Source organism: Pseudanabaena sp. UWO311 (assembly GCF_006937785.1).
Lineage (GTDB): Bacteria > Cyanobacteriota > Cyanobacteriia > Pseudanabaenales > Pseudanabaenaceae > Pseudanabaena.
Map to the genome: position 1 here is coordinate 1 of NZ_SJEE01000032.1, position 24954 is coordinate 24954.

Here is a 24954-nt window from a genome sequence, read left to right on the forward strand (position 1 = left end):
AGAAGTCGCTGATGGTTTCAAGGAAAATCTACCTATCATTTTTGATGAATATCTTCCTAAATGGAATTATAGAGCTATTCCTCAAAATAACTGAAATGCATAAGTTATTTATTTTTCATTCCTTAGTAACCTCAATATTGCAGGAGTAAAAGAGTCATTTTTATATTCTGTTTGTTCAATAGTAGATAACTTAAACTTGGCAAGATTAACTATATCAACTATCCCTTGTACCTCTGTAGATGCTTTGGCGGCTATACCCTTCCCTTCCATTAATTTATTGCCAATCTCAACTATCTTAGTTCTCGATCTATAGTTGGTTGGAATGTTTAACTTTTGTGATGGATTAAATATTTGTAAAAAATTCTCATAGTAGTGGAGATCAGATCCAGCAAAACCATTTATAGCTTGCCAATCATCGCCAACACAGAAAAATAATGCTTCATTGTTTTGATTTCTAATTGCTTGAACTAAATTATAGAAAAGTAGCGAAAAGTCTTGATACTCGTCAATCATGATGTACTTCAATGATTTCAGATCGCCAGATCCTAATTTACGTTTAAATTGAGTAACTCCATCATTTAAAGTTTGGGATGCTCGTTGCATAAGTCCATCAAAATCTTCCTCACCTGTTTCTTCTAAACGTTCTAAGTATGACTTGTAGAAATCTTGTCCAAGATTTAGAAATCTCCATTCAATTTCACCAATTTCAGAATCATTAAGCTGATGGTTATCAATTTTTTGACTAAGCTGATCAGGGGTTAAGCATAATTTGCGCGAACGCTGCATTAAACTAACCACTGCTTTGGTAAATCGATCTATAGCCCTATCTTTAATTTTCAACCAAATTTGTTCATCACTTAAACGGTTGAATTCAACCCTCATTATCTCCTGTAGAGTACTTTTTAAAAAGTTATCAAAACTTTCACGTCCTTCTTCTCTCAAGATTTGTGGATCTAGTTCAACAAAATCCCATTCAAAATTATCTTGCCAAAATCGTCTTTTTTTTGCTGACATTTCATCGTAGTCAGGATCACCTTTCATTCCAAAATATTCAATTACAACTCCTTTTTTCTCAGAAGTATTAGAAAAAATAGTGAAGTCAGGGTGATAGTTCATTCCGTCCCACCAAACATGACGTTCATAAGCAAATTGGATATTGTGTTCAAACAAAAAATCGGCAATAACTTTTTCTCCGTATGATTTGTAATATTTACCATCAATTCCCATCTCAGTTAAAGAACGTCGAAATTTAATTACCTCCTCTGGAGATTTATCAAAACCTTGATGAATGATTTTTGACCAGTCTTCCCTAAATCTTTTCATCATCAGAGTCTTAATCTCCTCATAGTAATTGGGATCACGCAAATAGTCATCAATAACACTTTGCAAAGCACGGCTTTGGTCTTGTCCTCCATTGGGCGCATTGAATAGAAGTTTTTCTGTAGGATGAACTATTGCATAGGCTAAAGCATGAAATGTCATCACATGAGGCATATCATTTGGCAGATATTTTTTTAATCTGTCTGTGATTTCTTGCGCCGCTTTACGATTGAATACGAGTAATAATATTTCTGAAGGATTTACCCCACAGTGCTTTTGTAGAAAAATTGCACGATTAACAAGAGTGGATGTTTTACCACTACCAGCCCTTGCTATTACTTGCACATGGCTATTGACCGTACCAATGGCTAGGGCTTGTTCTAGATCAGGTTTATTGCCTAAATTATTTCTTTGTACCCATGATTGAATAAATATTTGTTTCTTGTGTTGATACTCTAATTGTGGAACATAAGAAGTACATTTAAGTTGATAAAATTCATCAACACTTAGAAATTTTTCTTCAAATAGTACATTTATTTCTTTTGTTAGAAGAAGTTTTTTTTCATTTAAAGAAGATAAATTATCTAAGCGTTCTAAGAATTTATCAACTAAAAATTCATCATTTATTAAATCACCGTCAGATTTATATCTATCTGATTCTACTCTCTCTACTATTGATTTATCAGTTTTAACTTGTCTTCTTAAATTCATTTCTAACAAGTCATCATCAGAGTTATATCTTGCTGATCGTATAGATTCAATTATTGATTCATCACTTTTAATTTGTTCTTGTAGATATTCATCTGTGAGTAAATTATATAGATTTTCATTTAATCGACTAGCTCGATCTTGAACAATAAAATATTCATATAATTCAATTAATAGCTCGGCACTTAGGATAATATCTTGAAAATTATAGAAAAATTCTTGCCACGAAAACTTTAGCAATTTATCAAAGTAAACACAAATATTTTTATCGTCTATATTTATGACTACATTACTGTTGCCCTCAATTCGTGTAACAACACCCCATTTAAGGTCATTATGCTGAACTAATAAGCCAATTATCTTTCTCCATTTATTGAGATCACTGAAAGCATATTTGAAGAATATCTCTAATCGCCATTCATACATTTTAATTACCTAGATTGTTAGTTTTTTACCTAGATCTTCATAAAGTTTACGAATAGCCTCAAACGCATCGCGCACATTGACTAAAACCTCATCAATAGATTCTCCGTAACTAACTCTGGCGAAAGCGGAGAAGTCAGCGTAAAAACCACCTTCTGGCTGTGGAGTTAATAATAATGGGATTTTGTAAAGCATAGTCATAGCTAGATTTGCTTAGATCTTAATTTGCAAAATTGGTATTAGGTTAGCATTTTAAGCCTAACTGGTGAAAGGCGTAAATTTCCTGAAAGCCAAAATAGTGATTATTAGCTAAAACTCTGTTTTAATCAACCGTCAAGTTTTGTAGAGCGCTTTATGGGCATGGTCAAAAAATTATGCTCAGCCTATAAACTGCTACTAGGTATCAATTTTGAAGAGAAAGCTTTTTACGACATTTTAAAATCTGTAGCTCCAAAATATGAGTTTACATATCCAGAAGACAAGTTGATTAAGCTTGCCCGTGAAGTTAAGAGTATTGTCGATGACAAAGCAAAATATACAGACTGGTCACAGAGGGAAGATATCAAAGCCGAATTAAAAGTTACCTTGATTTTGGTTCTTGCCGAAAATGACTATCCGCCAGTTCCTAAAGATGAAGTATTTAAAGAGATTTTTGAACAAGCCGAAAATTTCAAAAAATATAATCAGGAATAGAATCAAATTTGCTATCACAGGTTTATAAAGATTTGGAAGAGGTGATTAAGGCGATCGATTCTTATTAGCTGACGAGTTATTGTCAATTTTAGCATTATCAAAATTAGTCTCCTACTCACTGGGGAACGAGATCGCCTAATAAAAAAGCAGTCCGTCAAACAGGCTGCTTTTTTGTTGATTGCTTACCTACTCGAACAGGCGATCGCTTAAAAACAACTTACAATTTTTATTGCAATGAGGAAATTAATTCCCATTAAAACTATCAGCTACTAGGCAATTCACCGAAGCGATCGCGATATTGCTGTAATAAAGCTTGGGCTTCAGCGAGTTGTTGTGTGGTTTGCTCTAGTAATTGATTGACCTCAATGTATGAGTAAAATTTTGTGCCGTCGGGTTTGTAGAGTTGGAGGCGACCTGTGGAAGTGTCAAAGCGGACTCCGAGGCGAGGACTTATCCAGTTATCGGATTGGGCGATCGGTTCTAGTCCTTCACTAGTGCGAATCCAGATGTCGAGAAAGTTGGTTTCGGGGTCATAGAGGTAATATTCTTCGACTTGGTGGCGATCGAAGAAGAGAAGCTTTTTGCTCATTTCAATGCGATCGTTACTGGGAGAGAGAATCTCGAAGACGACTTGAGGGGCGATGTTGTCTTCTTCCCATTGGCGATAGGAACCGCGATCGCTTTTGGGACGACCGAAAACCGCCATGACATCAGGGGCAGTAACAATTTTGGACTGTCCTTGAACGGGATACCAGAAAAGGTCGCCTGCAATGAAAACGTTAGGTTCGTTGATATAGAGTAGATCTAAGCCTTTTTTGATTTCAACGATGAGTTCAAACTGTTTGGTATTGTCCGCCATTGGCTTACCATCGCTGTCAGGGTAGATGATTTCAGGTTTGCTGATTTGACTGACCATGATGGTTGTCTCCTGAACTGGTGTTTGGATTGTTTTGATTATAGTAGAGATTTTTTGTTGTAAGTAGCTAGGCATAATTAAAAAATATAACCAAAAGCTGTGGTGTACGTTCAGCGTGCACCACAGCTTTTGGTTATATTTAGAGGATTTGATAGTGGGGATTAGTTGGCGATATGGAAAAATTATGAGTCAGAATAAAAATAAGAATATTGATATGGCAATAAATATGGAAAAAATAATTCAAGATCTGGAAGAGCGCATCCGCAAAGCTCAACTCTCTAATGATGTAAATACACTCGACGAATTGATTTCTAATCAGTTGCAGTTCGTTTTTCTAGATGGATCTGTAGCGTCAAAATCTGACGACTTAGAAGCGCATAGGAATAAGTTAGTCATCTTCCACAGCATCACTTTCACCGACCAAATCATTCAATCATTTGAAAATTTAGCTACTGTAACCGTTAAGGCGGAAATTAGAGGCACTATGAATGGTCAAGACTTTCATGGCTATTACCGATATGGAAGAACTTGGGCGATCCTAAATGGTCAATGGCAACTCATTGCAGGCAACGTGGTTCAATTGCCTGAGGCTCATAAGTAGCTAGGCGCGAATCAATATGATCAATAAAGCCAAAATTTACACCCTTTATTTTGCTATTGATGATCTTATAGCTTCTATTTGTAGAATCATCAATAATCAAGAAAACTCAAAAAAAGTGCATCCCGATGAACTTTTTAATAGATTCTGGACTAAAGCCAAAAATAAATATTCTGAACTAAATTATGATCTAGTATGCGAAATCGGATTGGCTAATTCCAAGGCAGAAGAAGAGTTTGGTAGAATAGCTTCAGCAATAGAAAAATCTTTAGGGAAACTGAGAAATGATAGTTATTGCTACTTAGTTTATTGTCTATGGTTTTCCTTCAATACTGCCATAGCTGAATATTATTTGACAGACCCTTTGGCAAACCAACGTGACCCATATTACAAGATTGAAGATAAGTTGAAATTGGCTTCGCAAAAACATCTGACATTGTTTCAATCCAGTATTGAAGAATGGCAAAATATTGATTTGATTATTAAGTCGAGATTGGGAGATTTTTAAGAGAATAAGATATTATATGAGTAGCAATTAGGAATTTAGATCTTACTTTTTATCTTGAGAGGCAAGAGGTTATGGTTGCGATAGTTGAAAAAGAACCAGCTTTACATCAAAGTATTATTCCGAAAGGATGGATATCAGCAACTTGGGAAGATTTCTTGCAGATATCTCAGGCAGTAAGTAATGATAAGGCGAAATTTTACTATTTTCAAGGGAGTTACTACAGCGAAATGGGTGTTGGTGCAGATCATGCTTTTGATAATGATTTGATTGGTTTTTTAGTAAATCTTTACTGTATGATGTGCAAAATTCCTCTCAAGGGCTATACAAACTGTAGTTATCGCAAAGTGGGAATGCGTGAATGTCAGCCAGATATTTCTTATTATGTAGGCGATCGCACTCAGAACGCACCTCAAAGTAGCGCCATTGTCGATCTTGATGAGAGTTTGCCCCCTGATATCGTGATTGAAATTGCCGACACCTCATTAGGCTATGACCTCGGTGCAAAGCGCTTGTTATACGAAGAAGTGCGCGTTGGTGAATATTGGGTGATTGATGTTCAGAATATGAAAATCACTGCGTTCCGCATCTTGCAGGGTTTGGGAAGCGAAAGAATTACAGAATCCTCTGTATTGGGAGGATTACACTTGAGTTTGTTAGAGGAAGCTTTACAACGTAGCCGTGAAATAGATAATTCCCAAATTGGTTCTTGGTTTATGGAACAGTTAGGTTAAAGTGATTGTTTCTCCCCTGATTACTTTTAAATTATTTCTCCAAATCGCTTTAAAGTTTGGTGTATACCCTGCTATGCGCTTTGCTTCATAATCATATTAATCAAATTATCCACCAAATAATCACGCTCGATTGGAATAATATCTTTTCCTCCCATCACCTCACTCGTCATTAAAAAGAAAACCAACGTACCCATAAACATTCGCGCTGCCACTTCAGGCGTTGGTATATTTTGGCTTGTAAAATAATTAGTGAGCGCATCAATAATTGGCTTGTCCATATTTGTAACAAATGATTTACTGAGTTCAGGGAAACGTCCTGATTCCCCTATCACAAGTCTGATAAAAGTCATCTGTTCAGAAGAAGTAGTGCAATTATCTAGCACTTCGTTAGCTATCCGCTTCAGCACAATATTAGGTGGCTCTGAAGAGAAATTTTGTAGGCCTAACGGACATTTTGCCCATTCTTTCTCAAGAACTAGTTTCTTCATTAGAGCGTTAAACAACGCTTCCTTATCTTGAAAATGATTGTATACCGTTGGTTTTGACACCCCCGCCGCCGAGGCAACTTTATCCATTGTCGTGCCAGCATATCCCTGATCTAAAAAAACCCGCATAGCTCCATCTAAGATAGCTGCTGTTTTTTCGGGGCGATTGGGCTGCGAAGGCTTGGAAGATTCCATGAATAAAAAAGTTTAGAGATGTACTTGACACAAGTTTACTACATCGTTTAATTTATTAACAAATAAACTTTACTAAACGGTTTAGTTTAGTTATTCGCTAAAGTTCAGTAAGGAGCTTGTAATATGCAGGTAGCAAACACCCCTAAAATTCCCAAAAAGATTTTTGTAATCTTGCCTCTCATACTCCTCGGCACATTCGGTACGTTTACCTTGCGGCGATCGCTATCTCCTAGTTCACAAGCTCAGCCTACTGAAAATGCTGCACCTAAAGCCAAGACTGTTACAGCTTTGGGGTATTTAGAGCCGCAGGGCAAAGTAATTAAACTTGCCGCGCCTTCGTCATCCAGTGGCGGCAATAGTCGCGTAGAAAAACTTTTGGTCAAACAAGGCGATACGGTTAAAGCGGGTCAAGTAGTGGCGATTTTGGATAGTCGCGATCGCCTTGAAGCGTCCTTAGCCGAAGCTGAAGAGCAGGTAAAAGTAGCTCTATCAAATTTAGAAGTAGTCAAGTCTGGCGCAAAACGTGGAGAAATTAATTCCCAGCAAGCGACGATCTCTCGTATTGCCGCCCAACGCGAAGGAGATATTCAAGCGCAACAAGCAACAATTGCCAGACTTCAGATGGAAGTGCAAAATGCGCAAACAGAGTCTCAACGCTATGAGATGCTCTATACCGAGGGGGCAACCAATGCCTCGCTGCGGGATAGTAAGCGATTGGCTTTAGCGGTAGCTCAAAGGAATTTACAAGAAGCTCAAGCCGTCATTAATCGTATTCAAACTACGCGATCGCCTGAATTAAATGAAGCCCAATCTACTTTAGACAGAATTTCTGAAGTTCGCACTGTGGATATCTTTGCCTCGCAAGCACAGGTGGATCGCGCGATCGCTTTGGTGCAACAAGCCAAGGCGCAACTGGATTTAGCCTATGTGCGAACACCTCAAGCGGGCGTGGTACTAGAAGTAAATACTCGCGCTGGAGAATTGGTTTCTAGTAATGGCATTGTCGAGATCGGACAAACTAATCAGATGCTGGCAGTTCTAGAAGTGTTTGAAGGCGATATTGTCAAAGTAGAGAAAGGAAAAATGGTAAAACTCTTTGGCGATAGTCTACCCAAGGCGCTTACAGGTGAAGTAATCGAAATTGGCAAGAGGGTGCAACGTCAGAATGTTGTGAATTCCGATACATCAGCAAATATTGATGCACGAATTGTGGAAGTAAGGGTAAAACTCGATCCTGATTCAGCGAGCCAAGTGAGATCGTTGACCAATCTCCAAGTGACAGGAGAGATTCAACTATGACTTTAATTTTGCCTGAGCAAGAAGAACCCAAAGTTCCATTACTAGAAGCACCACAAGTAAGACCTAAACAGGGATTTTGGCAGAGCTTCACTCAACGTACTCCGATTGGATGGAAACAATTAACCAAGAAAAAAGGCAGATTATTTGTGGCGATCGCAGGAATTGGGTTTGCTGATTTACTTATGTTTGCTCAGATGGGAATCCAAGCTGCACTTTTTGATGGCAATGTCTTACTTAATCGGAGTATGGATGCTGATATTGTGATTCGGAGCGCTCAATATCGAGATTTGTCTCTGGCAAATACCTTACCGCGCCGCCGCATTTATCAAGTTCAAGATATACCTAATGTCGCCTCTGCGGATGCACTTTACATTTCCACTGTAGTTTGGAGAAATCCTGAAACACGCCTCAAGACCCAACTCACTTTGGTGGGGCAGAGTGTGGAAAGACCAGCTTTGAACTTTCCTGAAGTAAATAAAAACTTAGATAAACTCAAGCAGCCAGATACTTTTTTGTTTGACCGCAAAGCTAGAGGTAAATATGAGAATGTTGTCGCAGCAGTGGAAAATGGCAAGATGGCTACTACCGAAATCGAGCGCCGTTCCATCAAAGTTGCAGGATTATTTTCCTTGGGTGCTTCCTTTGCGACAGATGGCACTCTAATTACCAGTCAAGAGAACTTTTTGAGGTTTTTCCCTGAACGCACGTCAGGTCAGATCACTCTAGGACTAGTGAAAGTAAAGGATGGATCTGATGTTAAACAAGTTCTAGCAGATATTAAAGCGGTTCTGCCTAAAGATGCGATCGCCTCCACTAAGCAGGAATATATCGATTATGAATTAGCTTACTGGGGTGAAACAACTCCTATCGGTGTCGTCTTTGGCTTCGGTACAGCAATGGCTTTTGTGGTCGGCATTGTGATTGTGTTTCAGATTCTATCTACTGATGTTAACGATCACCTTTCGGAATATGCCACCTTTAAGGCGATGGGCTATGGCGATCGCTTCATCGTTTTTATTGTCTTAGAAGAAGCAATGATCCTTGCCATATTAGGATTTATCCCAGGGGTGGGTTTAGCGCTTGCCCAGTATGCCTTGATTCAGAACGTTGCAGCTTTGCCGATCGCGATGACGTTTGCTCGGTTCTCTTTTGTATTTTTTCTCACCTTAGTTATGTGTGGTGTATCAGGGCTGATTGCAATCAGAAAGCTTCAGTCCGCCGATCCTGCGGACATTTTTTGAATTTAGGATAGTTATGCAAATTAACAAATCTCTATCAACCATTGCTCAATCTCCCAGAGACCCTATACTAAAGGCGATCTCTGTTGAAAACTTGAGTCACTTCTTTGGTAAAGGCGAACTCCAAAAACAAGTTCTATTTGACATTAATCTCTCAATTGATCGTGGTGAGATTGTGATCCTGACTGGTCCCTCTGGATCTGGTAAAACCACCCTACTGTCTCTCATGGGCGGGTTGCGATCGCCCCAATCTGGCAGCCTCAAAATTATTGACACTGAACTAGTCGGCGCACCTAAGGGCACTGCTTTGAACTCGCGAAGATCCTGCGGCTATATCTTTCAAGCTCATAATTTACATAGTTCTCTAACTGTGATCGAGAATGCGATGATGGGATTAGAAGTCCAAGGAACCTATTCCCGTCCAGAAAGACGCGATCGGGCTAGAGAAATCCTCGGCATTGTCGGTTTAGAGCAACGAATTGACTATTATCCTGAGAATCTCTCTGGTGGACAAAAGCAAAGAGTTGCGATCGCCCGTGCTTTGATCAGTCATCCTAAAATCATCCTCGCCGATGAGCCAACCGCTGCCTTGGACAAACAGTCTGGTCGAGAAGTCGTAACTTTGATGCAGAAACTAGCAAGAGAACAAGGCTGCACGATTTTGATGGTGACTCACGACAACCGTATCTTGGATGTCGCCGATCGCATTGTCTATATGGAAGATGGCAGACTTGCGGCGAAAAATCCTGAAGCTCAATGATCGCCAATGCGCTATTTTAAAAATTTTTGAATTTTAAGGAATAACAGTTATGTCTTCACCTAAAACTTCCCGCATCAAAGCCCCTGTTCCCTATCGTTTTAAACTAACAGAAAGAGAATTTGAAGTGCTTTCAAGGATCGTTGAAGGGCAAAGTAATCCCCAAATAGCTTCCGCACTATATCTTAGCCTTAACACAATCAAGTCTCATGTCAATAGCATCTTGAACAAACTCGGTGTGAACGATCGCGTGCAAGCGGCAGTTTTTGCAGTTCGCAATCACTTACTTTAAATTTACGATCTGAATCTGCTAGCTAAGCAGGGCAAACACGGAGGAGTTTCCCTGCTTGAATAATTCAGACTCTGTAGTAGTTAAAGAACCTGAACCTGCATACTTTGCCACTGAGAAAGGCTGTAAGTCTTTAGTTGCAGCGCGTGGATTGCACCAGTATCAAGATGCTCCTGAATTGCTCCATAAACCAGTTTATGCTGCTTAATCATCGATAAGCCCTCAAACTGCTCGGCAACCACGATCGCGGAGAAGTGTTGCCCATCTTGATTAGGATCTTCAACTTGAACTTTGGCGTTGGGCAAAGCAGTTCTAATTAATTCGGCAATATTATTTTGGGAAATCATGCTGGACAAACTCAAAATGTACAAAATTTAATTGGGCTTTTCACATTGTGCCATATGCAAGAGGTTATACCAATTCACAAAAGTATGGCGACACTTTTGTGAATTAAAAATTACACTCAGTGAGTGTTTTAGAAATAGAAAATGGCTATGCCATTTTCTATTTTGGACTTTAAGCTTTTCACAGCATAATCTGCTGAAAATGATAGTATTAATGGCGCAAAGCGCCAGACTATCTTACACATTTTTGAAATACTGATTTAATGAAAATCGCAACTTGGAATGTAAACTCGGTTCGTACAAGGATTACCCATGTTTGTGATTGGCTACAAGCAAATCCTGAAGTCGATCTGTTGTGTTTACAAGAAACAAAGGTCGTAGATGCCGACTTTCCCCATACACCATTTACAGATTTAGGCTATCAGACTCACATCTATGGTCAGAAATCCTATAACGGCGTAGCAATTATTGCGCGATCGCCTGTTGAGGATATTCAAACAGGGTTTGCCTCAGTATTAGGCGAAATCTCAGAACCCAGCCTAGATGACCAAAAACGCTTGATCACCTGTAGATTTGGCGACACTCAAATCGTGAATATGTATGTGCCTAATGGCTCAGAAGTAGGCAGCGAGAAATATGAATACAAATTACGCTGGCTGAAACTATTAAAAGAATATTTGCAGGCATTATTAGCAAAAAATTCCAATATCCTGATTTGCGGTGACTTTAATGTCGCGATCGCAGATATTGACATATATGATCCAAAAGGTCGCGAAAACAAAGTAATGTCAACCGATATCGAGCGAGAAGCTCTCGCTGAAGTCTTAAATCTTGGGTTTAAAGATATATTTCGGAAGTTTGAATCAGACGGCGGGTACTATAGTTGGTGGGATTATCGTTCTGGAGGTTTTCAACGCAATCGTGGTTGGCGAATTGATTATCATTTCCTCACAGATGCACTCTATGAAAGAGCTACAGCCTGTGCGATCGATCCTGAACCTCGGAAACTCACACAACCCAGCGATCACACACCTGTGATTGTGACCATTGATTAGTTTTAGTACTTGACGCTCTAATCAAACTCAGATCATTTTTCAATAGGTAAAAAATCCTGAACTATGAAATACCGTATTTTTTTAGCGATCGTGCTACTTATCTTATTTTTGTTCCCCCTGCCAGCATGGGCGGCGAATCCTAGCCAAATTGTCCAATTGCAAACGACAAAAAGCTGTCAAGTCTGTGATTTGACAGGAGCCTACCTACCAGTTAGCAACTTAGACTATACATATTTACTAGCCTCTGACCTAAGTCAGGCTAACTTAGTTGGCGCGAGTATTACTTTCTCAAATCTGAGCCGAGCCAATCTCACTGGCGCAAATCTTAGCCATGCCAACTTTAAACGCACCAAGATGTTGCTAGCCAACTTTACCAACGCGATCTTAGATAAAGCAGATCTGACGGAAGCTGATCTGACTAGTGCAAATATTTCAGAAGCACAGTTAGTTAATGCAAAGCTCTGTAAGACAGTTTTATCAAACGGATTAACCTCAAATCGTGATTGTTAAATAAAGGCGGCGCAATCGCCGCCTTTATTGATTAGCCAGTCTTTCTAATGCGTCACCATTAACTCGGCAGATGCGCCAATCTGGGAGGATTTCTGCACCAATGCGCTTATAAAATGCGATCGCAGGTTCATTCCAATCTAAAACCGACCATTCAAAACGTCCATATTCTCGAGATACAGCAATTTGAGCAAGATTGGTGATTAGAGCTTTGCCGATACCCATACCGCGATATTCCGACAGTACAAACAGATCTTCTAAATAGATGCCACGCCGAGTTAAGAAGGTGGAATAACTCGTAAAAAATAGTGCAAATCCGACAATTTGTTGATTTGGTTCTATCTCTGCGACGATCGCTTCGATACAAGGTTTTGCACCAAACAAATCTTCTTGTAGAGATTCAATATTGCCTGTGACTTTATCAGAAAGATTCTCATAGTCGGCAAGCGAGACAATTAAAGAAAAAATGGCAGGAGTATCAGCGATAGTCGCAGCGCGGATCGTAAATTGAACTTGAGACATAAATTGTAAATACTCGCTTTGAATAATTATTCAGCTAAAACAAACGAAATGGAGTTGGACGGGAGGATTTAAACCGCTCGATTTCATCATCTATTTGCGCAGAGATTTCCTCGTTGCTTTTTGAAGGTGGAGTAGAAGATTGCATCAGATTGAGCTTGAGCGTTACCTGTTTGATCATAAGTTGCTGTGCATCAACGTCAATATCAAAATTTACAGCATCACCGCCGAGGATTTTGGCGAGTTCATTTTCTACCAGAGATTCAGTTACATTCTCAAGGGTGTGATTGATTAAGTCTTGATTTCCCAAAAGCGAATCTTGTAATAACTTCTCTAGGTTCTCAAACTTTAATAATTGCACTAATTTTTCTGCATTCGCCAGAGATTTGGGATCAATGACCTGCGCTAACGCATTAGTCAAATTAAATTTTGATTTTACCTGCTGTATTAAAGACTCAGCTTCTACTTTACGCAGTTGGGCACTTTCTACTAAAGGGAGAATAGATAAAATCGTATCTGGCAATAAATCCAACATTTTCTCTGGCTGTACCTTCTGAGCGTAGGCATTGAGCGTATTAAGAACCTGATCTTCTAATGACTGCCGCCATTGATTTACTTCTTGAACCAATGTATCAGTATTTGCTTCAATAACAGAAGATCCAGTTGTTGATTTAAACTGATCGACGACCTGCTGGATTAAAGCTTCAGCTTGATTGGGCGCGATCGCAATGCTTCCTTGTTTTTGCTGAAATGTCAAAATCGAACTCGCGATCGCAAGGAGATCTTCGCGAGAAGTAGGTGTTTCAAATCGATTTACATAAGCTTGAAGACTAGCCAACAGCGATCGCTCTGTAACAATCATGGAGTACTCCTTGCAAAGCCTTTATTTTCTAGCTGTCTTATATCATAAGCTTTAGCTTATATCCCAACAGATAAGTGACAGCGCAAAGCGCTGTCACTTATCTGTTGGGATCTTGCATTGCTATAGCTCTAAAATAGAAAATGTTTTAGATTGGTTGATCAAACGCACAATGAATTTGACTTTTTCTCCTTCACATATATTGCTTTATGGTATTGCGATCGCGGCAGGGCTTGTATATTTGCCATATATTGTTGTCGCATTTGGGCGGGTGAGTATTGGCTATGACATGAATTCTCCAAGAGCGATGTTTGATCGCTTGCCTGACTATGCAAAACGGGCAACATGGGCACATCAAAATTCTTTTGAAGTATTTGCTCTCTTTGCAGCAGCGGCACTAACAGCCTATGTTAGCAATGTTGCTTCTGATCAAACTTCGCTTTATGTACTTGTTTTTTTAGCAGCAAGATTTTTATTTAGCCTGTTTTATATTCTCGATTTACCTTGGTTGCGATCGCCAATGTGGGGGGTCAGTATGGCATGTATAGGCAGCCTCTTTATTGCTAGCCTCACTTAGGAAAAAAACGGCGCAAAGCGCCGTTTTTTTCCTAAGTGAACTTACCATTTTGCTATTGCTATGTGTTTAGCCAATCAATCAAACTAACTGTGATACGTTTCAATCTGTCCAGTGAAATATTCCCAAGACGAGCGCTAATAATCGATGATTCAGCTTGAGGAAACCGAACTAGAACAATATCTCCCGATTTCATGATTTATAGACTTACTTAGCATCTTCTAAGAAATACTCGATTTCTTCATCTTCCAAAAAAAATTGGGCAAGTGAAAACTCCTGCCATTGACCACTTTCCCAATCACTATATTCTGAAATTTCTTGCTTACTCGTCAATATTTGAGTAAATTTAGCGATTTGTTCGATGATGTGATCTGGCAAACTGTCAATTTGTTGATGGAGTTGTGTGCGAGTGTTTATTGACATGTGGGAATTACCTCATCGATTTTCGAGAACAAGCAAAACAAGATATTGCTAATCGATTCGCTGAAGCAAGAGTGCGCTATGCGCACTCTTGCTTGAAAAATTTTAGGAGCTAGATCCAAATCGAATCGAGTATACGTCCTGTTCTTTGTCGGTGTAGATTTCGACATCGGACTTAGGGTGCGATACACATAGGAGAATATAGCCTTTGGCATCTAGCTCTTCACCCATGCCGCCAATGCCCATACCTTGGCTCTGATCGACTTCACCTTTGACAATTTGAGATGCACAAGTCGTACATACACCTGCATAGCAAGAACATGGCAAATCTAGCCCTTGCTCGATCGCAGCATCAAGGATCGATTGATTTTCAGGAACAGACACAGTAAATGTTTGTCCTTGATGATGAAGTGTGGCTGTAAAAGTCTGAGTCATTTTTCTAAAAATTAGTTGGTTGTTGTTGTAAATCAAAAAAAAACGTACCGCCCGCGCAGCGGGCGGTACGTTTTTTTGTTTCTGGTTGTTGTTGATGGGTAAGGTGTTGAGCTTTGCGTCACACTTTACCTGTTTAATGATTGTGCAAAGAGAATGATACGATGTTCAATTGGCTTAATTTTATCTCCTCCTATGCAACCTCGTCACATCGCCCGCGAACTCGCACTCTTTAGCATCAACCAATTGCCTAGTCAACCTCAAAAACTAGAAACAAAAACCCTAGATGACATTGTGACGGCAGTGGTGCGATCGCTGCACGATGAGACCAAAGAGTTATTACAAACTGCCAGCGCTGAGCTACAGCGTGGACAAGAGCGTGTGTCCGCTAGCGAAACCCGCACTGGTGATATTCGTCAAGACATTCAAGCTGTCGAGGGCATGGTGCGCGAAGCGATCGAATTAACAAAAAATGCAATTAACAATATTGGTGCAGCTTTAGATTTTCCTGTGACATTGGTATTAGCTCAACGTAACGAAGTACGTAACTATGCGATCGATATTCTCAAAACTGTGAACGTCAAACGCACTGAGATCGATGAGATGATTAGCAGCGCTTTAGTTAATTGGCAAATCGATCGCCTTGCTCAGGTAGATAAAGATATTTTGCGAATTGCCACTGCGGAGATGATGTTTATGAGTGTGGCTAGCAAAGTTGCGATCGATGAGGCAGTAGAATTAGCCAAACGCTACAGCAGCGAAGACGGCTATAGATTTATCAATGGTGTTTTGCGTCGTATTGACGATCAACTTAGAGAATTACGCATTTCTAAGTAAATCGACGTAATTAAAACTCAGCGTCAAAACCAGTACCGCCAGCTTAGTGGGTGGTACTGGTTTAATGGTTTCTAATTTATTAACCGCGATATAATTTTTTGCTTAGTTCTAAATAAATATGGAAGTTAGTATCCGTCTAGCTAAACCTGAAGAAATAGAAGCAATTATTGAGTTACAAACTTTATCTTTATCAGGCAACAATTTTAATAATAGAAAGTATAACGAGAATCAAATTAGCTCGCTTATAACATCTCAAGCAGAAGCCAGAAAAAATGCATTTTTAAATTTTGAGTCAATTTTTGTTGCTGAACAGAGCGATAAAATAATTGGATTTATAGCTTTTGCAAATAATTTTAAGTTGGCTAGCAGATACGGAATATATGTACACATATACGGGATATATGTACATCCAGACTATATGTGTAAAGGCATAGGTGGAAAACTAATGAAAGAAGCAGAGCTTACTTATATAGCTCAAAGAACAAGGATATTATTTGTTTTGTCATCCCTTGAATCGATAGATTTTTACCAGAAGCACGGATACTCTATAGTTAGAAAGTCAGGATTTTATTCTTCTGAATATATTTGGATTCCCTGTCTGTTACTCAAAAAGGAATTAATTCCCCTTACATCTACTGAAAGACTTTTAAGGAAATTTGTTTTAATTGTTATTTTTGTAGCTTTGGCAATTATTTTGCTGAAACTAATTTTTAAATAGCTTTTCTAGACAAAATTGTCATCTAGAGATGTTTTCACAAAAAACATGCAGCCTGCGATCGCAATAGGCGTATGAACAGATCCAGCCTTGGAGTAAAGATAGTCCCCTGCTTTATAAGTAACCCCGCGATCGATTAACTCACCTTCAAGCATAAAAATTTCTTCCCCCGTAGCATGTTGATGAGATGGATAATCAACAGTCACCTCAGCGCGAATTAATGCTGATATCTCTCTTCGCTCTTGATTAATTTGCAACACTGCCATCATCAGTCCTTTCACAGGATGGGGCTTCCACTTTAGCTCGCCCGATCGCAAAGCGACAAAATCCAAAACTTCTGTTTCCTGTTGAATTCGGTTAAAGAGTCTCTGTTTGAGACTAGCAGGAACATCTAAAGGTGGTTCAGCATAGGCAAGAGTAGCAGCAGTCTCGCGTAGCGATCGTAATTCTTTCTCTATTTCTGGAGAGAAACCAGCCATTTCTTCTACGGATTGGATCTCTTCAGGAGCGATCGCTGTCATGGCTGTTAATGCTAATAGATTATTAGTTTCTTCTTGGTTCATGCAGTTTAGATCCTGATTTTTTAGCTTTTGGCTTTTGCCCATTGCTTCTATTAATTTAATGTTTGGCTTTTTATTTTTTTGATGGATGTTACTAGCATTCCCTAAAAACTAAACCACTCATCGCCGATCGCTTCCCTTAGTTTTTTTAACCCAAGCCGAATGCGAGTTTTTACAGTGCCAAGGGAAATACCAGTTTTAGCGGCAATTTCACTATGGCTAAGTCCACGAAAATAGGCAAGTTCTAGAACTGAACGTTGCTCATCGGGAAGTTCAGCAAGACAAGCCTTAACATAGGAGCTTCGCTCTTGCATTAGGACATCTTTTTCTGGACTATCGACGTGCGAATGCATCTTTAGTAGATCTTCTGAAGCAGCAACAGCTTTGTCAAACCTTGCATGACTGCGTAAGCGATCTAAGGCGCGACTGCGGGTGAGCATAAACAGCCATGTATCTACTCTACCTTTTTGGAAATTGTAGTTTTTCGCAATTCTCCATACTTGAGTAAATACGTCTAAAACGATCTCTTCGGATTCTTCTGACGAATTAAGAATTTTATAGGCGATCGTATAAATCACTCTGGAGTAGCGATCGTACAGCAACGACAGGGCAGTTTGATCCATTTCAGCAATTCGGCTAATTAGTGAAATTTCGTCAACCTTGCTGTCACAGTCAATTTCAAGAAATTTGCGATCGCATGAATCCAAAATCAGATCCTCTTCGTATTCCTTTTTAAATCAGCGATTTCAATAATCTTTAATCCCAATACACAAAAGTGTGACCACACTTTTGTGTATTAAAAACAAACCCAGTAATGGTTTTAAAAGCACAAAATAGCTACGCAATTTTGTGCTTTGAGATAAGAGCATTTGTATTTGCGATCGCTGACTAGCCACAACTGATTTTTAACTATATATCATCTGGTAAAAACCATGTCTAGAACAGAAAGATTTTCTCGTTCCGCTTCGCGCCGCGAATTAATTAAAGCAAGCTTATTTGGGGCTATGGGAATTGCAACTGTCGCAGTTGTCCCTGAAGTCATGGCAATGCCCAAGAAAAACGATGTTATGAATGACATCAAGGTTCTTAATAACGCTTTGTTCTATGAGCATCAAGCGATCTGGGCCTATGGGTTTGCGGCAGGTAAACTCACTGGTAGCAATGTTGGTAAAGCCGTATTAGCGATCGCCTTAGCCAACCAAGCTGATCACAAAGCGCATCGTGACTTGCTGACTGCGGTAGTAAAGAAACTCGGTGGTAGCCCTGTAATGGCGAAGGCTGAGTATCTAAAGACGGTCACACCTTATATCGAAAAGGGAGAAGGCAATCTCGACTCAGATGTAAATATTGCTAAGCTTGCCCTTGCGTTAGAGGTAGATGCTGCGATCGCCTATGGACGTGAGGTCGCCACTCTCAAAAGCCCTGAGCTGATTACCGCAGGTGCAAGTATTGGTTCCACTGAAGCTTCCCATGCCACCGTAATTCGGGCTGCATTTCAATCCTTGGGCGTTGCTCTGAATGTGGTTCCTGCTGCTTTTGTCAGCAAAGACACCCGTGATGCTTGGATTCTCAAGGTCTAAGGAACCAGTTTTTTGTGGCGCGGCTTCGCCGCGCCACAAAAAACTGGTTCTAAAATTGTAAGGTGGGCAATGCCCACCCTACTCGCCGCGCTACACAACTTTAATAAAGAAATGAATGTCGTGACTGATGCTCAAACTAATTCTTTCCCAAATGCCCCTACGAAAATTCTGTGGCAACAGGTTTGGGGATTAGCAGCTTTATTAGCTGCGATTACTTTTAGTTGGATCGCTTATGGATTTTACCAGCCAAGAATTTTGGCGCGGATTGGGTTTGTTGATTTAGCAATCTGGCTAGGGATTTTTCAGGGGCTGCTCGGCGCGATCGTGGAACCAATTGTCGGTTGGTTTTCCGATCGCATTCTTGGGAGATTTGGTAGTCGCTTGCCACAGGTAGTTGTGGGTGTGACCCTCGCGGGACTAATTTTTGTGATCGCTTCATGGCTGGTCGAAACGCAGCTTTCGGAGGGAATGCGCTGGATTGTCCCAGTGATGATGACAATGTGGGTAATTGCGATGATTATTTTTCGAGGGCCAGCGATTGCTTTACTCCAAGGCTTTGCGCCAACTAATCAGTTACCTCAAGCAAATGCGATTTTGGCTCTGGTCTTAGCAATCACTAGCGCTACTAGCCCAATATTAGGCTTAATACTTAAACAGATTGGCGCATCCATGACTTTTATCTTGGGAGCGATCGCTTTATTAATTGGTTCAGTACTATTATGGGTCTCGATGCCACGCCATCTAGTCACAGCAACAAGCCCCGAAGTCTCAACCACAAAATTAACCACAAAATCAGTAGTCAAGTACGCTTTGCCATTTGTCGTAGGCTTAGGATCTGGCTTAGAAATTAACTTGCTACTTCATATTCTCCCTCGGCATCTTTCCCAGGCATTAGACAGTTTCTCAGTTGAATATATCCAGTCGGGAATCCTATTAATTGCAGGAGTTGCGACATTACCTTTGAGATCGCTATTTCGCAGATACAAAGTAACCTTTGGCATGGGATTAGGGTTAGCAGCGATCGCAGGTTGTCTCACATTGACAGTTTTAAGCCAAAATGGCGTTTATTTGATATTAATTAGTGCGATCGCGGCGATGGCTCTAGGGCTAGTTTTGACAAATACTATTCCCCTAGCTTTAGCGATGGTTCTGCCTAATCAAGCAGGATTTGGTACAGGCTTATATTTTGGTGGTAATGGCATGGCAACAGCCGTGGTTGCCGCATTAGTTGTAACTCAAAGCGAAATCTCTTCCATGAATGGAGCTTTATTATGCGTTTTTGCTTTAGCGATCGCCTTGATCAGTCTCAAAAAGTTTGCTGACACTATAAAAAACTAATAGAGGCGCGAAGCGCCTCCATTAGCTAATTCTCGGTTAGTTGCTTTGTGGCAGCTAGCTCTCTTTCTAAAAGATTTACACGCTCCAGTAACTGCTGATTAGACGCAAGCAACTCTTGAGTTCTAGAAGACAAATAGGGATCGGACTCCCACCAGTTAATTCCAATTTCCTTGGCTTTATCCACAGATGCAACTAGCAAACGAATCCTGATGCTCAGTAACTCCACACTGCCGACAGACACAGTGATATCACCTGCAATGACAATTCCCTTATCCAATACTCTTTCGAGAATATCCGCAAGGGAAGAGCCAGTTGTGCTGGTTTTTATTGCTTGAGGTCTAAGCGCTTGAGACATTAAGGTATCTGATCCAATAATTTAGCGAGTCCGAGTTCTGACTCAGGCTCACCACTACCATAGCGAGAAATCAGCACATCAAAGCAAAGATCGCGAAAATCATCATTTGTCCCAGAGATAGCAATCTCATGCTCATGGCAAATCTTTCCAATTAAGAGACAAGCTCTTAAACTCGAAGCCTTGCTACATTGAATTTGTCGGCGGAACCCACGAATCAAATTGATTAGTTTTAGAGCCTCAGTGCGCTCTAAACCAACCCGATTTACCAAAATTTGCTTCTCGGTTTCCACATCGGCTTCGCCAATGTTAATCGTGATCATGCGATCTAGCAGTGCATCTTGAGTCGGATGCACACCCGCGTATTCTTCAGGATTAGAAGTGAAAATTGCTCGAAACAGAGGATGTACTCTTACATACTCTGTCTGAGAGCTATCGGGGGGGAGGACGATCAGCTTTTCTTCGAGTGCACTGAGCAATACATTATTTACTTCAGGTCGTGATCGGTTGAACTCATCATAAATTAGAGTAAAACCTTCTTTAGCTGCCAAAGTAAGGCGCGAATCTGTCCAACTTTGGCGTAGATCGTCTTCAACCTTTAGGACTGAATGAATATAGTTGTCAACAACTTTCTTGCGCGTATAGCCCGAATTAGAACCAATCAATTGTGACGATCGCAGATCCTCATCACCGTAAATCAGCACCATTGGTCTGCCGACTAACCCAGCAAGATGCATCGCTAAAGTAGTTTTACCAGTACCCGCAGGGCCCCGTAAATGAATCGCAAAGCCCGATTGCAAATAGCGTAAAGCTCTTCTGACTATTTGCTTGGTGAAGTCAGTACTAATAAACTGACGCGCATTGGCGTGAAGAACTGTGGTCATGATGAGGAGTTTTCTGCCATTTGCAGCAGGGTATTAAGAATATCCGACGGATCAACTTTTAAAGTGTTTGCCCCTTGAGCTAGTAAATCTCTAACAGTATCGCGATCATTGACGACTGCTAACAAACTAGAGTTTGTAGACAATTGGGAAACATAGTCAATCACAAATTGCTCAATTTTGCCAGAAGGTTTAGAAGTTTCATTTGGCGATTCCTTTACCTCTATAGACTTGGCGATCACAGGCTCAGGTGCTGGAGACTCAACAATTTCTGCTTTAGTGTTTTTCTTTTTTTGTTTTGAGCTAGAGACCTCAGTAGGCTTTGTAGCAACAACTGGTTGGGGATTAGCTGGTGGAGTGCCAACAGCGACAGAGCGAGAACCTGACCAAACTGAGTCACCTAATTCAGCACGAAAAGCTTTTAGTTTCAGATTTTGGGCTTCGGCTTCAGCAATCCGATTAGCTTCTATTTGCTTTAACGAGGCTTTGACATTAGCAACGCGATCGCTAAATTCCTGCGCTCTATGCTGTGCATCGACAGTTGCATTGGCTAAACGAGTCTTATTGAGATCTTCTAGTTGCATTTGCGTCAAAACAGCTCGGTCTTGCACTAGTTGTTGGCGCTGAGCTTGATCGGCTTGACCTGCTCGAATACGTGCTTTACGAATATGTTTTAGCTGTGATCGAGTTTTAAAAGTACGGGTTCTGACCTCTTGAGCGCGTTGTTCACTGTCTTCAATGGCTTGCTCAGTGCGCGAAGTATTTAAGTCTTCTAAGAACTCAGACACCTGCTCTGCGCGGTTTTGCACTTCTTCCCTACGAGATTCTAAAGCATTTTCAGCAATTGCCTGTCTACCTTGTTCCCATGCAAGACGAGTTTGCTCAGCATGAGCCAAATATTTGGTGGTTTCCTCTGATTGGACTTGTAAATCTCTTTCCCTTTGTTCCCGTGCTAGCTGTTGTTCAGCCAAAAAATCTGCCCTGTCTTGTAATCGTCTCTGCCTTGCTTCTGCAAACTCTTGCATCAAAGAAGCCATAACGTTAACCTCAAATTAACTCATTCAAATCAAAATTAATCAAACTTTCAAAGTGCCGCAAGTTTCATGAATTAATCCCCCTTCCCACCGTATAACTACCCTGCCAAAAATCTATTGCCTTGTCAGCAAGAAACCGACAAGATAGTTTTTAGTGAGAAAGGGGTAGAGAAGAAATCGGTAGGCTAATAATCTATTGTTTAGTGACTCACTACTAGCGATATGCTAGGAATAAATGACTAAGCAGCAGGAACTGCCGCCGATGCTGTTAGACCAACTGCTTCAGCATACTTAAGATATGTTTCTACCGAGGCGATAACAACACGAGCTTCGATTGACAATAGTTCGATTCCCACGAGAGAGACTCTTACCCATGCATCAATGACAATGCCCTTATCCAAAATACGATCGATGACTTCCGCTAGACTAGAGGAAGAGTTGACTTTTTCGACTGCCATAGTAATGTTCTCCTTGAGCTAACTATGTTAGGCATATAAATTCTGCCTTTGCAAACTGTACTATACAACAGCAAAATTACTTATACTTAATTTTGCTTTATTTAATAAAGATTACATTTTTAATTCTATAAGATATCACGAAAGATGATGATAAACTTTCTTTAAGAGAATAAAGTCAAGACACTAAATATTTTTCTGCGAATTACCCATTGATGATTGCCCCATAAAATCCTAGAAAATCATGAATAGCGATCCAAATATTTCTTCCAATTCCGATTTAAATAACATTAATGGTATTGATCCTAACAACCAAGCTACAACTAATAGTAAACAAAAAGAGAACGATGGTTTTGTGAAATTGGCGATGCGAAATATGGTTAAAAAAGGGAGTACATCTCTATTTCATTTCGCACTTACGATCTTTGGAGTGATTGGGACATTGATAGGATTAGCGATCGCCTTTCATTAGTAATTGATTGGTATCTATAAACAATTAATCTTGTGAATTGTATCCTTTTATTAGTAATTGCCAAAATATTAGCAATATAAACTCAAAAGAGATTAGGGCTTGATTTACTCTCTTTCTAATCTCTAGAGCTTAATTGCTAGATTTCAAAAATAATATAATAACCATGATCTATTTGCGATATTAAATAATTTGAGAGACTCTGTACGTGAAACGGTATCTCTCAAATTATTTGATTTGTTAGACAACTATTGTGGATAGCAATTCAATCTTGTCTTTGAATCGAGTGGAATTAATCCCATAGAAAACTTCAATTCCACTTTTACTCTAGTAGTAATTAAGAAGATTATTGGCTAAGTTTTTTACTATATTGAACAACTTAAAGTGTGTTTGAGAAGTCTCCAAGCCAGCATAAATTTCTGCTTTTGCCCTTCTTAATTCTCTTTTTTTTTTTTTTGTTATTTTTCTCCTACAGATGATTTTAATTGATTCTTACAGCGCTTTGCATTCAATCCCAAATCAAGAAAGTTTTTGAAAGGGTTGTTTGGCAACCCTTTCAAAAACTTTCTTTGTTCGTTTGATCGGAAGTTGCTGTAAATTAAAGATTCTCTAGAATCACTATTTCTGTTGTTTTTATCGTTTAGCTTATGGGGTTACAAAGCATTGAGTATTGATCTGTACTGTGAAATCTATCCTGAAGTTGCCGATCTCCATCCGATCTCACAGGAGCAATGGCAAGAATGGTTTGAAAAGTGGGAGGTATATCTCCAATCTGAGCAGGCGATCGCAGATGGAGAATACGAGCTATCACTAGCAATTACCGATGATTTAACAATTCAAAAATTAAATTTGCAATATCGGCAACTGGATTGCCCTACTGATGTTTTGTCTTTTGCGGCTTTAGAGTCAGATGTACCAGAGATTCCCAGTGATGACTCTGATTATATTGAGCCAACTTATTTGGGTGATATCATCATTTCTCAGACCACGGCAATTAGGCAGGCTGAGGAACGTAGTCATTCATTAACCTATGAAATAGCTTGGCTAGCGGCTCACGGCTTATTGCATTTATTGGGCTGGGATCACCCTGACGAAGAAAGTCTAGAGGCGATGCTAAAACAGCAAGACCTTATGTTGCAGCTAGTTTCACTATAAACCCCAAGAATGCTGCGGCGGGCTACGCCCGCCGCAGCATTCTTGGGGTTTATTTAAAGATCCTTAAGTATTTGTGTGCGTAATTTGAGTAAACTGATTTCCTAGAGTTAAAATCTTTAAAGTTTTTGGCAATTGCGTAGCAAAGTCTCTTGGGAAATAATATCCATGAACAATGATTTATCGCTATCAAGACTATTTTTGTTGAAATCGACTTCTTTATCCCAGCAAATGACAAAGACTGATAACTTAGAAACATCTGAACAGAACGCAGCCCAACGCAACGATTCCTTTCAAATTGCCACAAATTTGTTGCTTAGTTTCAAATATGCTGGTCAGGGTGTTAGCTATGCTTTTCAGACACAGCGCAATTTTCGGATTCACCTGATCATTGGTGTGACCGCATTGTCTTTAAGTCTTTATTTCCACCTGTCAGCCGTCGCTTGCTCAATTATTAGTTTGACGATCGCCCTAGTACTAGTGTTGGAATTATTGAATACAGCTTTGGAAGCTGTGGTTGATCTGACTGTGGGGCGCGAGTTTCATCAGTTAGCTAAAATTGCCAAGGATTGCGCGGCTGGTGCAGTACTAATTGCAGCGATTGCTGCTTTGCTAATTGCTTGCGTGCTATTATTACCAAATATTTTGGCAGTATTTTTGTAATCCCAACTCCCGAAGGTGGAGTTCTGCTTTTGGGAGCTAAAACCCCAA

32 protein-coding genes and 1 pseudogene are annotated in these 24954 nt (G+C 40.0%); 18 read left to right on the plus strand and 15 right to left on the minus strand.

What is annotated here, in order from left to right; translation table 11 throughout:
* Positions 1–108 precede the first annotated feature (108 nt).
* Positions 109–2454, minus strand: a complete 2346-nt coding sequence (locus tag PseudUWO311_RS19240) for a UvrD-helicase domain-containing protein (RefSeq protein ID WP_223807642.1) — start codon at positions 2452–2454, stop codon at positions 109–111.
* 9 nt (positions 2455–2463) lie between these two features.
* Complete coding sequence (locus tag PseudUWO311_RS19245) at positions 2464–2652, minus strand: type II toxin-antitoxin system HicB family antitoxin (RefSeq protein WP_223807643.1); 189 nt, start codon at positions 2650–2652, stop codon at positions 2464–2466.
* 195 nt (positions 2653–2847) lie between these two features.
* Between PseudUWO311_RS19245 and PseudUWO311_RS19250 the strand changes: the two are divergent.
* Positions 2848–3144 (plus strand): annotated as a pseudogene (locus PseudUWO311_RS19250) (type I restriction enzyme endonuclease domain-containing protein); the annotation flags it as partial.
* A gap of 262 nt (positions 3145–3406) precedes the next feature.
* On the opposite strand, the gene PseudUWO311_RS19255 reads toward PseudUWO311_RS19250, so the two are convergent.
* Entirely contained in the window at positions 3407–4060 is a 654-nt protein-coding gene (locus PseudUWO311_RS19255; protein WP_142656845.1) for a Uma2 family endonuclease, read from the minus strand.
* A 184-nt stretch (positions 4061–4244) separates the two neighbouring features.
* Between PseudUWO311_RS19255 and PseudUWO311_RS19260 the strand changes: the two genes are divergently transcribed.
* From PseudUWO311_RS19260 to PseudUWO311_RS19270, 3 genes are all read left to right on the plus strand, one after another.
* Positions 4245–4661, plus strand: a complete 417-nt coding sequence (locus PseudUWO311_RS19260; protein WP_142656846.1) for a nuclear transport factor 2 family protein — start codon at positions 4245–4247, stop codon at positions 4659–4661.
* Between the two features lie 16 nt (positions 4662–4677).
* On the plus strand, positions 4678–5166 hold the full coding sequence (locus PseudUWO311_RS19265; RefSeq protein ID WP_142656847.1) for a hypothetical protein: 489 nt from the start codon (positions 4678–4680) through the stop codon (positions 5164–5166).
* A gap of 71 nt (positions 5167–5237) precedes the next feature.
* Entirely contained in the window at positions 5238–5897 is a 660-nt protein-coding gene (locus PseudUWO311_RS19270; RefSeq protein WP_142656848.1) for a Uma2 family endonuclease, read from the plus strand.
* A gap of 71 nt (positions 5898–5968) precedes the next feature.
* Here the strand turns inward: PseudUWO311_RS19270 and PseudUWO311_RS19275 are convergent, their stop codons facing one another.
* A complete protein-coding gene (locus tag PseudUWO311_RS19275; RefSeq protein ID WP_142656849.1) occupies positions 5969–6577 on the minus strand; it encodes a TetR/AcrR family transcriptional regulator in 609 nt (202 codons plus the stop codon).
* Positions 6578–6700: 123 nt separating this feature from the next.
* On the opposite strand from PseudUWO311_RS19275, the gene PseudUWO311_RS19280 reads away from it, so the two are divergent.
* Genes PseudUWO311_RS19280 through PseudUWO311_RS19295 form a run of 4 tightly spaced genes read left to right on the plus strand, consistent with a single transcriptional unit; the run spans position 6701 to position 10163 of the window.
* Positions 6701–7876, plus strand: coding sequence for an HlyD family efflux transporter periplasmic adaptor subunit (locus PseudUWO311_RS19280; protein WP_142656850.1), 1176 nt, complete (start codon positions 6701–6703; stop codon positions 7874–7876).
* Entirely contained in the window at positions 7873–9117 is a 1245-nt protein-coding gene (gene devC / locus PseudUWO311_RS19285) for an ABC transporter permease DevC (RefSeq protein WP_142656851.1), read from the plus strand. The genes PseudUWO311_RS19280 and devC overlap by 4 nt, the downstream gene beginning before the upstream one ends.
* A 13-nt stretch (positions 9118–9130) precedes the next feature.
* Positions 9131–9874, plus strand: a complete 744-nt coding sequence (locus PseudUWO311_RS19290; protein WP_142656852.1) for a DevA family ABC transporter ATP-binding protein — start codon at positions 9131–9133, stop codon at positions 9872–9874.
* 49 nt (positions 9875–9923) lie between these two features.
* A complete protein-coding gene (locus PseudUWO311_RS19295; protein WP_142656853.1) occupies positions 9924–10163 on the plus strand; it encodes a response regulator transcription factor in 240 nt (79 codons plus the stop codon).
* 80 nt (positions 10164–10243) lie between these two features.
* Here the strand turns inward: PseudUWO311_RS19295 and PseudUWO311_RS19300 are convergent, their stop codons facing one another.
* Positions 10244–10507: a BolA family protein gene (locus PseudUWO311_RS19300; RefSeq protein ID WP_142656854.1), complete on the minus strand. Its 264-nt coding sequence runs from the start codon at positions 10505–10507 to the stop codon at positions 10244–10246.
* Positions 10508–10767: 260 nt separating this feature from the next.
* Between PseudUWO311_RS19300 and xth the strand changes: the two genes are divergently transcribed.
* Both xth and PseudUWO311_RS19310 read left to right on the plus strand, forming a co-directional pair.
* Positions 10768–11559 carry an exodeoxyribonuclease III gene (gene xth, locus PseudUWO311_RS19305; RefSeq protein WP_142656855.1) on the plus strand — a complete coding sequence of 264 codons (792 nt, stop codon included), beginning with the start codon at positions 10768–10770 and terminating at the stop codon, positions 11557–11559.
* Between the two features lie 63 nt (positions 11560–11622).
* Positions 11623–12069 (plus strand): pentapeptide repeat-containing protein, encoded by a 447-nt coding sequence (locus tag PseudUWO311_RS19310; RefSeq protein ID WP_142656856.1) that lies wholly within the window; start codon positions 11623–11625, stop codon positions 12067–12069.
* A 24-nt stretch (positions 12070–12093) separates the two neighbouring features.
* Here PseudUWO311_RS19310 and PseudUWO311_RS19315 read toward each other — a convergent pair whose 3' ends face one another.
* Both PseudUWO311_RS19315 and PseudUWO311_RS19320 read right to left on the minus strand, forming a co-directional pair.
* On the minus strand, positions 12094–12588 hold the full coding sequence (locus tag PseudUWO311_RS19315; protein WP_142656857.1) for a GNAT family N-acetyltransferase: 495 nt from the start codon (positions 12586–12588) through the stop codon (positions 12094–12096).
* 34 nt (positions 12589–12622) lie between these two features.
* The gene (locus PseudUWO311_RS19320) at positions 12623–13447 is read right to left on the minus strand and encodes a hypothetical protein (protein ID WP_142656858.1); all 825 of its coding nucleotides are present in this window, start codon (positions 13445–13447) and stop codon (positions 12623–12625) included.
* 169 nt (positions 13448–13616) lie between these two features.
* Here PseudUWO311_RS19320 and PseudUWO311_RS19325 point away from each other — a divergent pair, with 169 nt between their 5' ends.
* Positions 13617–14021 (plus strand): MAPEG family protein, encoded by a 405-nt coding sequence (locus PseudUWO311_RS19325; RefSeq protein WP_142656859.1) that lies wholly within the window; start codon positions 13617–13619, stop codon positions 14019–14021.
* A 204-nt stretch (positions 14022–14225) separates the two neighbouring features.
* Here the strand turns inward: PseudUWO311_RS19325 and PseudUWO311_RS19330 are convergent, their stop codons facing one another.
* Positions 14226–14441, minus strand: a complete 216-nt coding sequence (locus PseudUWO311_RS19330; RefSeq protein WP_142656860.1) for a hypothetical protein — start codon at positions 14439–14441, stop codon at positions 14226–14228.
* 102 nt (positions 14442–14543) lie between these two features.
* Complete coding sequence (locus tag PseudUWO311_RS19335; RefSeq protein WP_142656861.1) at positions 14544–14873, minus strand: 2Fe-2S iron-sulfur cluster-binding protein; 330 nt, start codon at positions 14871–14873, stop codon at positions 14544–14546.
* Between the two features lie 192 nt (positions 14874–15065).
* On the opposite strand from PseudUWO311_RS19335, the gene nusB reads away from it, so the two are divergent.
* Positions 15066–15707: a transcription antitermination factor NusB gene (gene nusB / locus PseudUWO311_RS19340; RefSeq protein ID WP_142656862.1), complete on the plus strand. Its 642-nt coding sequence runs from the start codon at positions 15066–15068 to the stop codon at positions 15705–15707.
* Between the two features lie 118 nt (positions 15708–15825).
* Complete coding sequence (locus PseudUWO311_RS19345) at positions 15826–16425, plus strand: GNAT family N-acetyltransferase (protein WP_142656863.1); 600 nt, start codon at positions 15826–15828, stop codon at positions 16423–16425.
* A 5-nt stretch (positions 16426–16430) separates the two neighbouring features.
* Here the strand turns inward: PseudUWO311_RS19345 and PseudUWO311_RS19350 are convergent, their stop codons facing one another.
* Both PseudUWO311_RS19350 and PseudUWO311_RS19355 read right to left on the minus strand, forming a co-directional pair.
* Entirely contained in the window at positions 16431–16985 is a 555-nt protein-coding gene (locus PseudUWO311_RS19350; protein WP_190303571.1) for a cupin domain-containing protein, read from the minus strand.
* A 101-nt stretch (positions 16986–17086) separates the two neighbouring features.
* The gene (locus PseudUWO311_RS19355) at positions 17087–17689 is read right to left on the minus strand and encodes a sigma-70 family RNA polymerase sigma factor (RefSeq protein ID WP_142656865.1); all 603 of its coding nucleotides are present in this window, start codon (positions 17687–17689) and stop codon (positions 17087–17089) included.
* A gap of 225 nt (positions 17690–17914) precedes the next feature.
* Between PseudUWO311_RS19355 and PseudUWO311_RS19360 the strand changes: the two genes are divergently transcribed.
* Both PseudUWO311_RS19360 and PseudUWO311_RS19365 read left to right on the plus strand, forming a co-directional pair.
* Positions 17915–18562 carry a ferritin-like domain-containing protein gene (locus PseudUWO311_RS19360; protein WP_142656866.1) on the plus strand — a complete coding sequence of 216 codons (648 nt, stop codon included), beginning with the start codon at positions 17915–17917 and terminating at the stop codon, positions 18560–18562.
* A 69-nt stretch (positions 18563–18631) separates the two neighbouring features.
* Complete coding sequence (locus PseudUWO311_RS19365; protein WP_142656867.1) at positions 18632–19900, plus strand: MFS transporter; 1269 nt, start codon at positions 18632–18634, stop codon at positions 19898–19900.
* A 25-nt stretch (positions 19901–19925) separates the two neighbouring features.
* Here PseudUWO311_RS19365 and PseudUWO311_RS19370 read toward each other — a convergent pair whose 3' ends face one another.
* The 4 genes from PseudUWO311_RS19370 to gvpA all read right to left on the minus strand — a co-directional run bounded on the left by PseudUWO311_RS19370 (position 19926) and on the right by gvpA (position 22625).
* Positions 19926–20255: a gas vesicle protein gene (locus PseudUWO311_RS19370; RefSeq protein WP_103666603.1), complete on the minus strand. Its 330-nt coding sequence runs from the start codon at positions 20253–20255 to the stop codon at positions 19926–19928.
* Entirely contained in the window at positions 20255–21136 is an 882-nt protein-coding gene (gene gvpN, locus PseudUWO311_RS19375; protein WP_142656868.1) for a gas vesicle protein GvpN, read from the minus strand. The genes PseudUWO311_RS19370 and gvpN overlap by 1 nt, the downstream gene beginning before the upstream one ends.
* On the minus strand, positions 21133–22170 hold the full coding sequence (locus PseudUWO311_RS19380) for a hypothetical protein (RefSeq protein ID WP_142656869.1): 1038 nt from the start codon (positions 22168–22170) through the stop codon (positions 21133–21135). Before PseudUWO311_RS19380 ends, gvpN begins: the two co-directional genes overlap by 4 nt.
* A 236-nt stretch (positions 22171–22406) precedes the next feature.
* Entirely contained in the window at positions 22407–22625 is a 219-nt protein-coding gene (gene gvpA, locus PseudUWO311_RS19385) for a gas vesicle structural protein GvpA (RefSeq protein ID WP_009626980.1), read from the minus strand.
* Between the two features lie 241 nt (positions 22626–22866).
* Between gvpA and PseudUWO311_RS19390 the strand changes: the two genes are divergently transcribed.
* From PseudUWO311_RS19390 to PseudUWO311_RS19400, 3 genes are all read left to right on the plus strand, one after another.
* On the plus strand, positions 22867–23094 hold the full coding sequence (locus PseudUWO311_RS19390; protein ID WP_142656870.1) for a DUF3285 domain-containing protein: 228 nt from the start codon (positions 22867–22869) through the stop codon (positions 23092–23094).
* A gap of 660 nt (positions 23095–23754) precedes the next feature.
* Complete coding sequence (gene ybeY / locus PseudUWO311_RS19395; protein ID WP_142656871.1) at positions 23755–24246, plus strand: rRNA maturation RNase YbeY; 492 nt, start codon at positions 23755–23757, stop codon at positions 24244–24246.
* Positions 24247–24411: 165 nt separating this feature from the next.
* Entirely contained in the window at positions 24412–24906 is a 495-nt protein-coding gene (locus tag PseudUWO311_RS19400) for a diacylglycerol kinase family protein (protein ID WP_142656872.1), read from the plus strand.
* Positions 24907–24954: the final 48 nt, after the last annotated feature.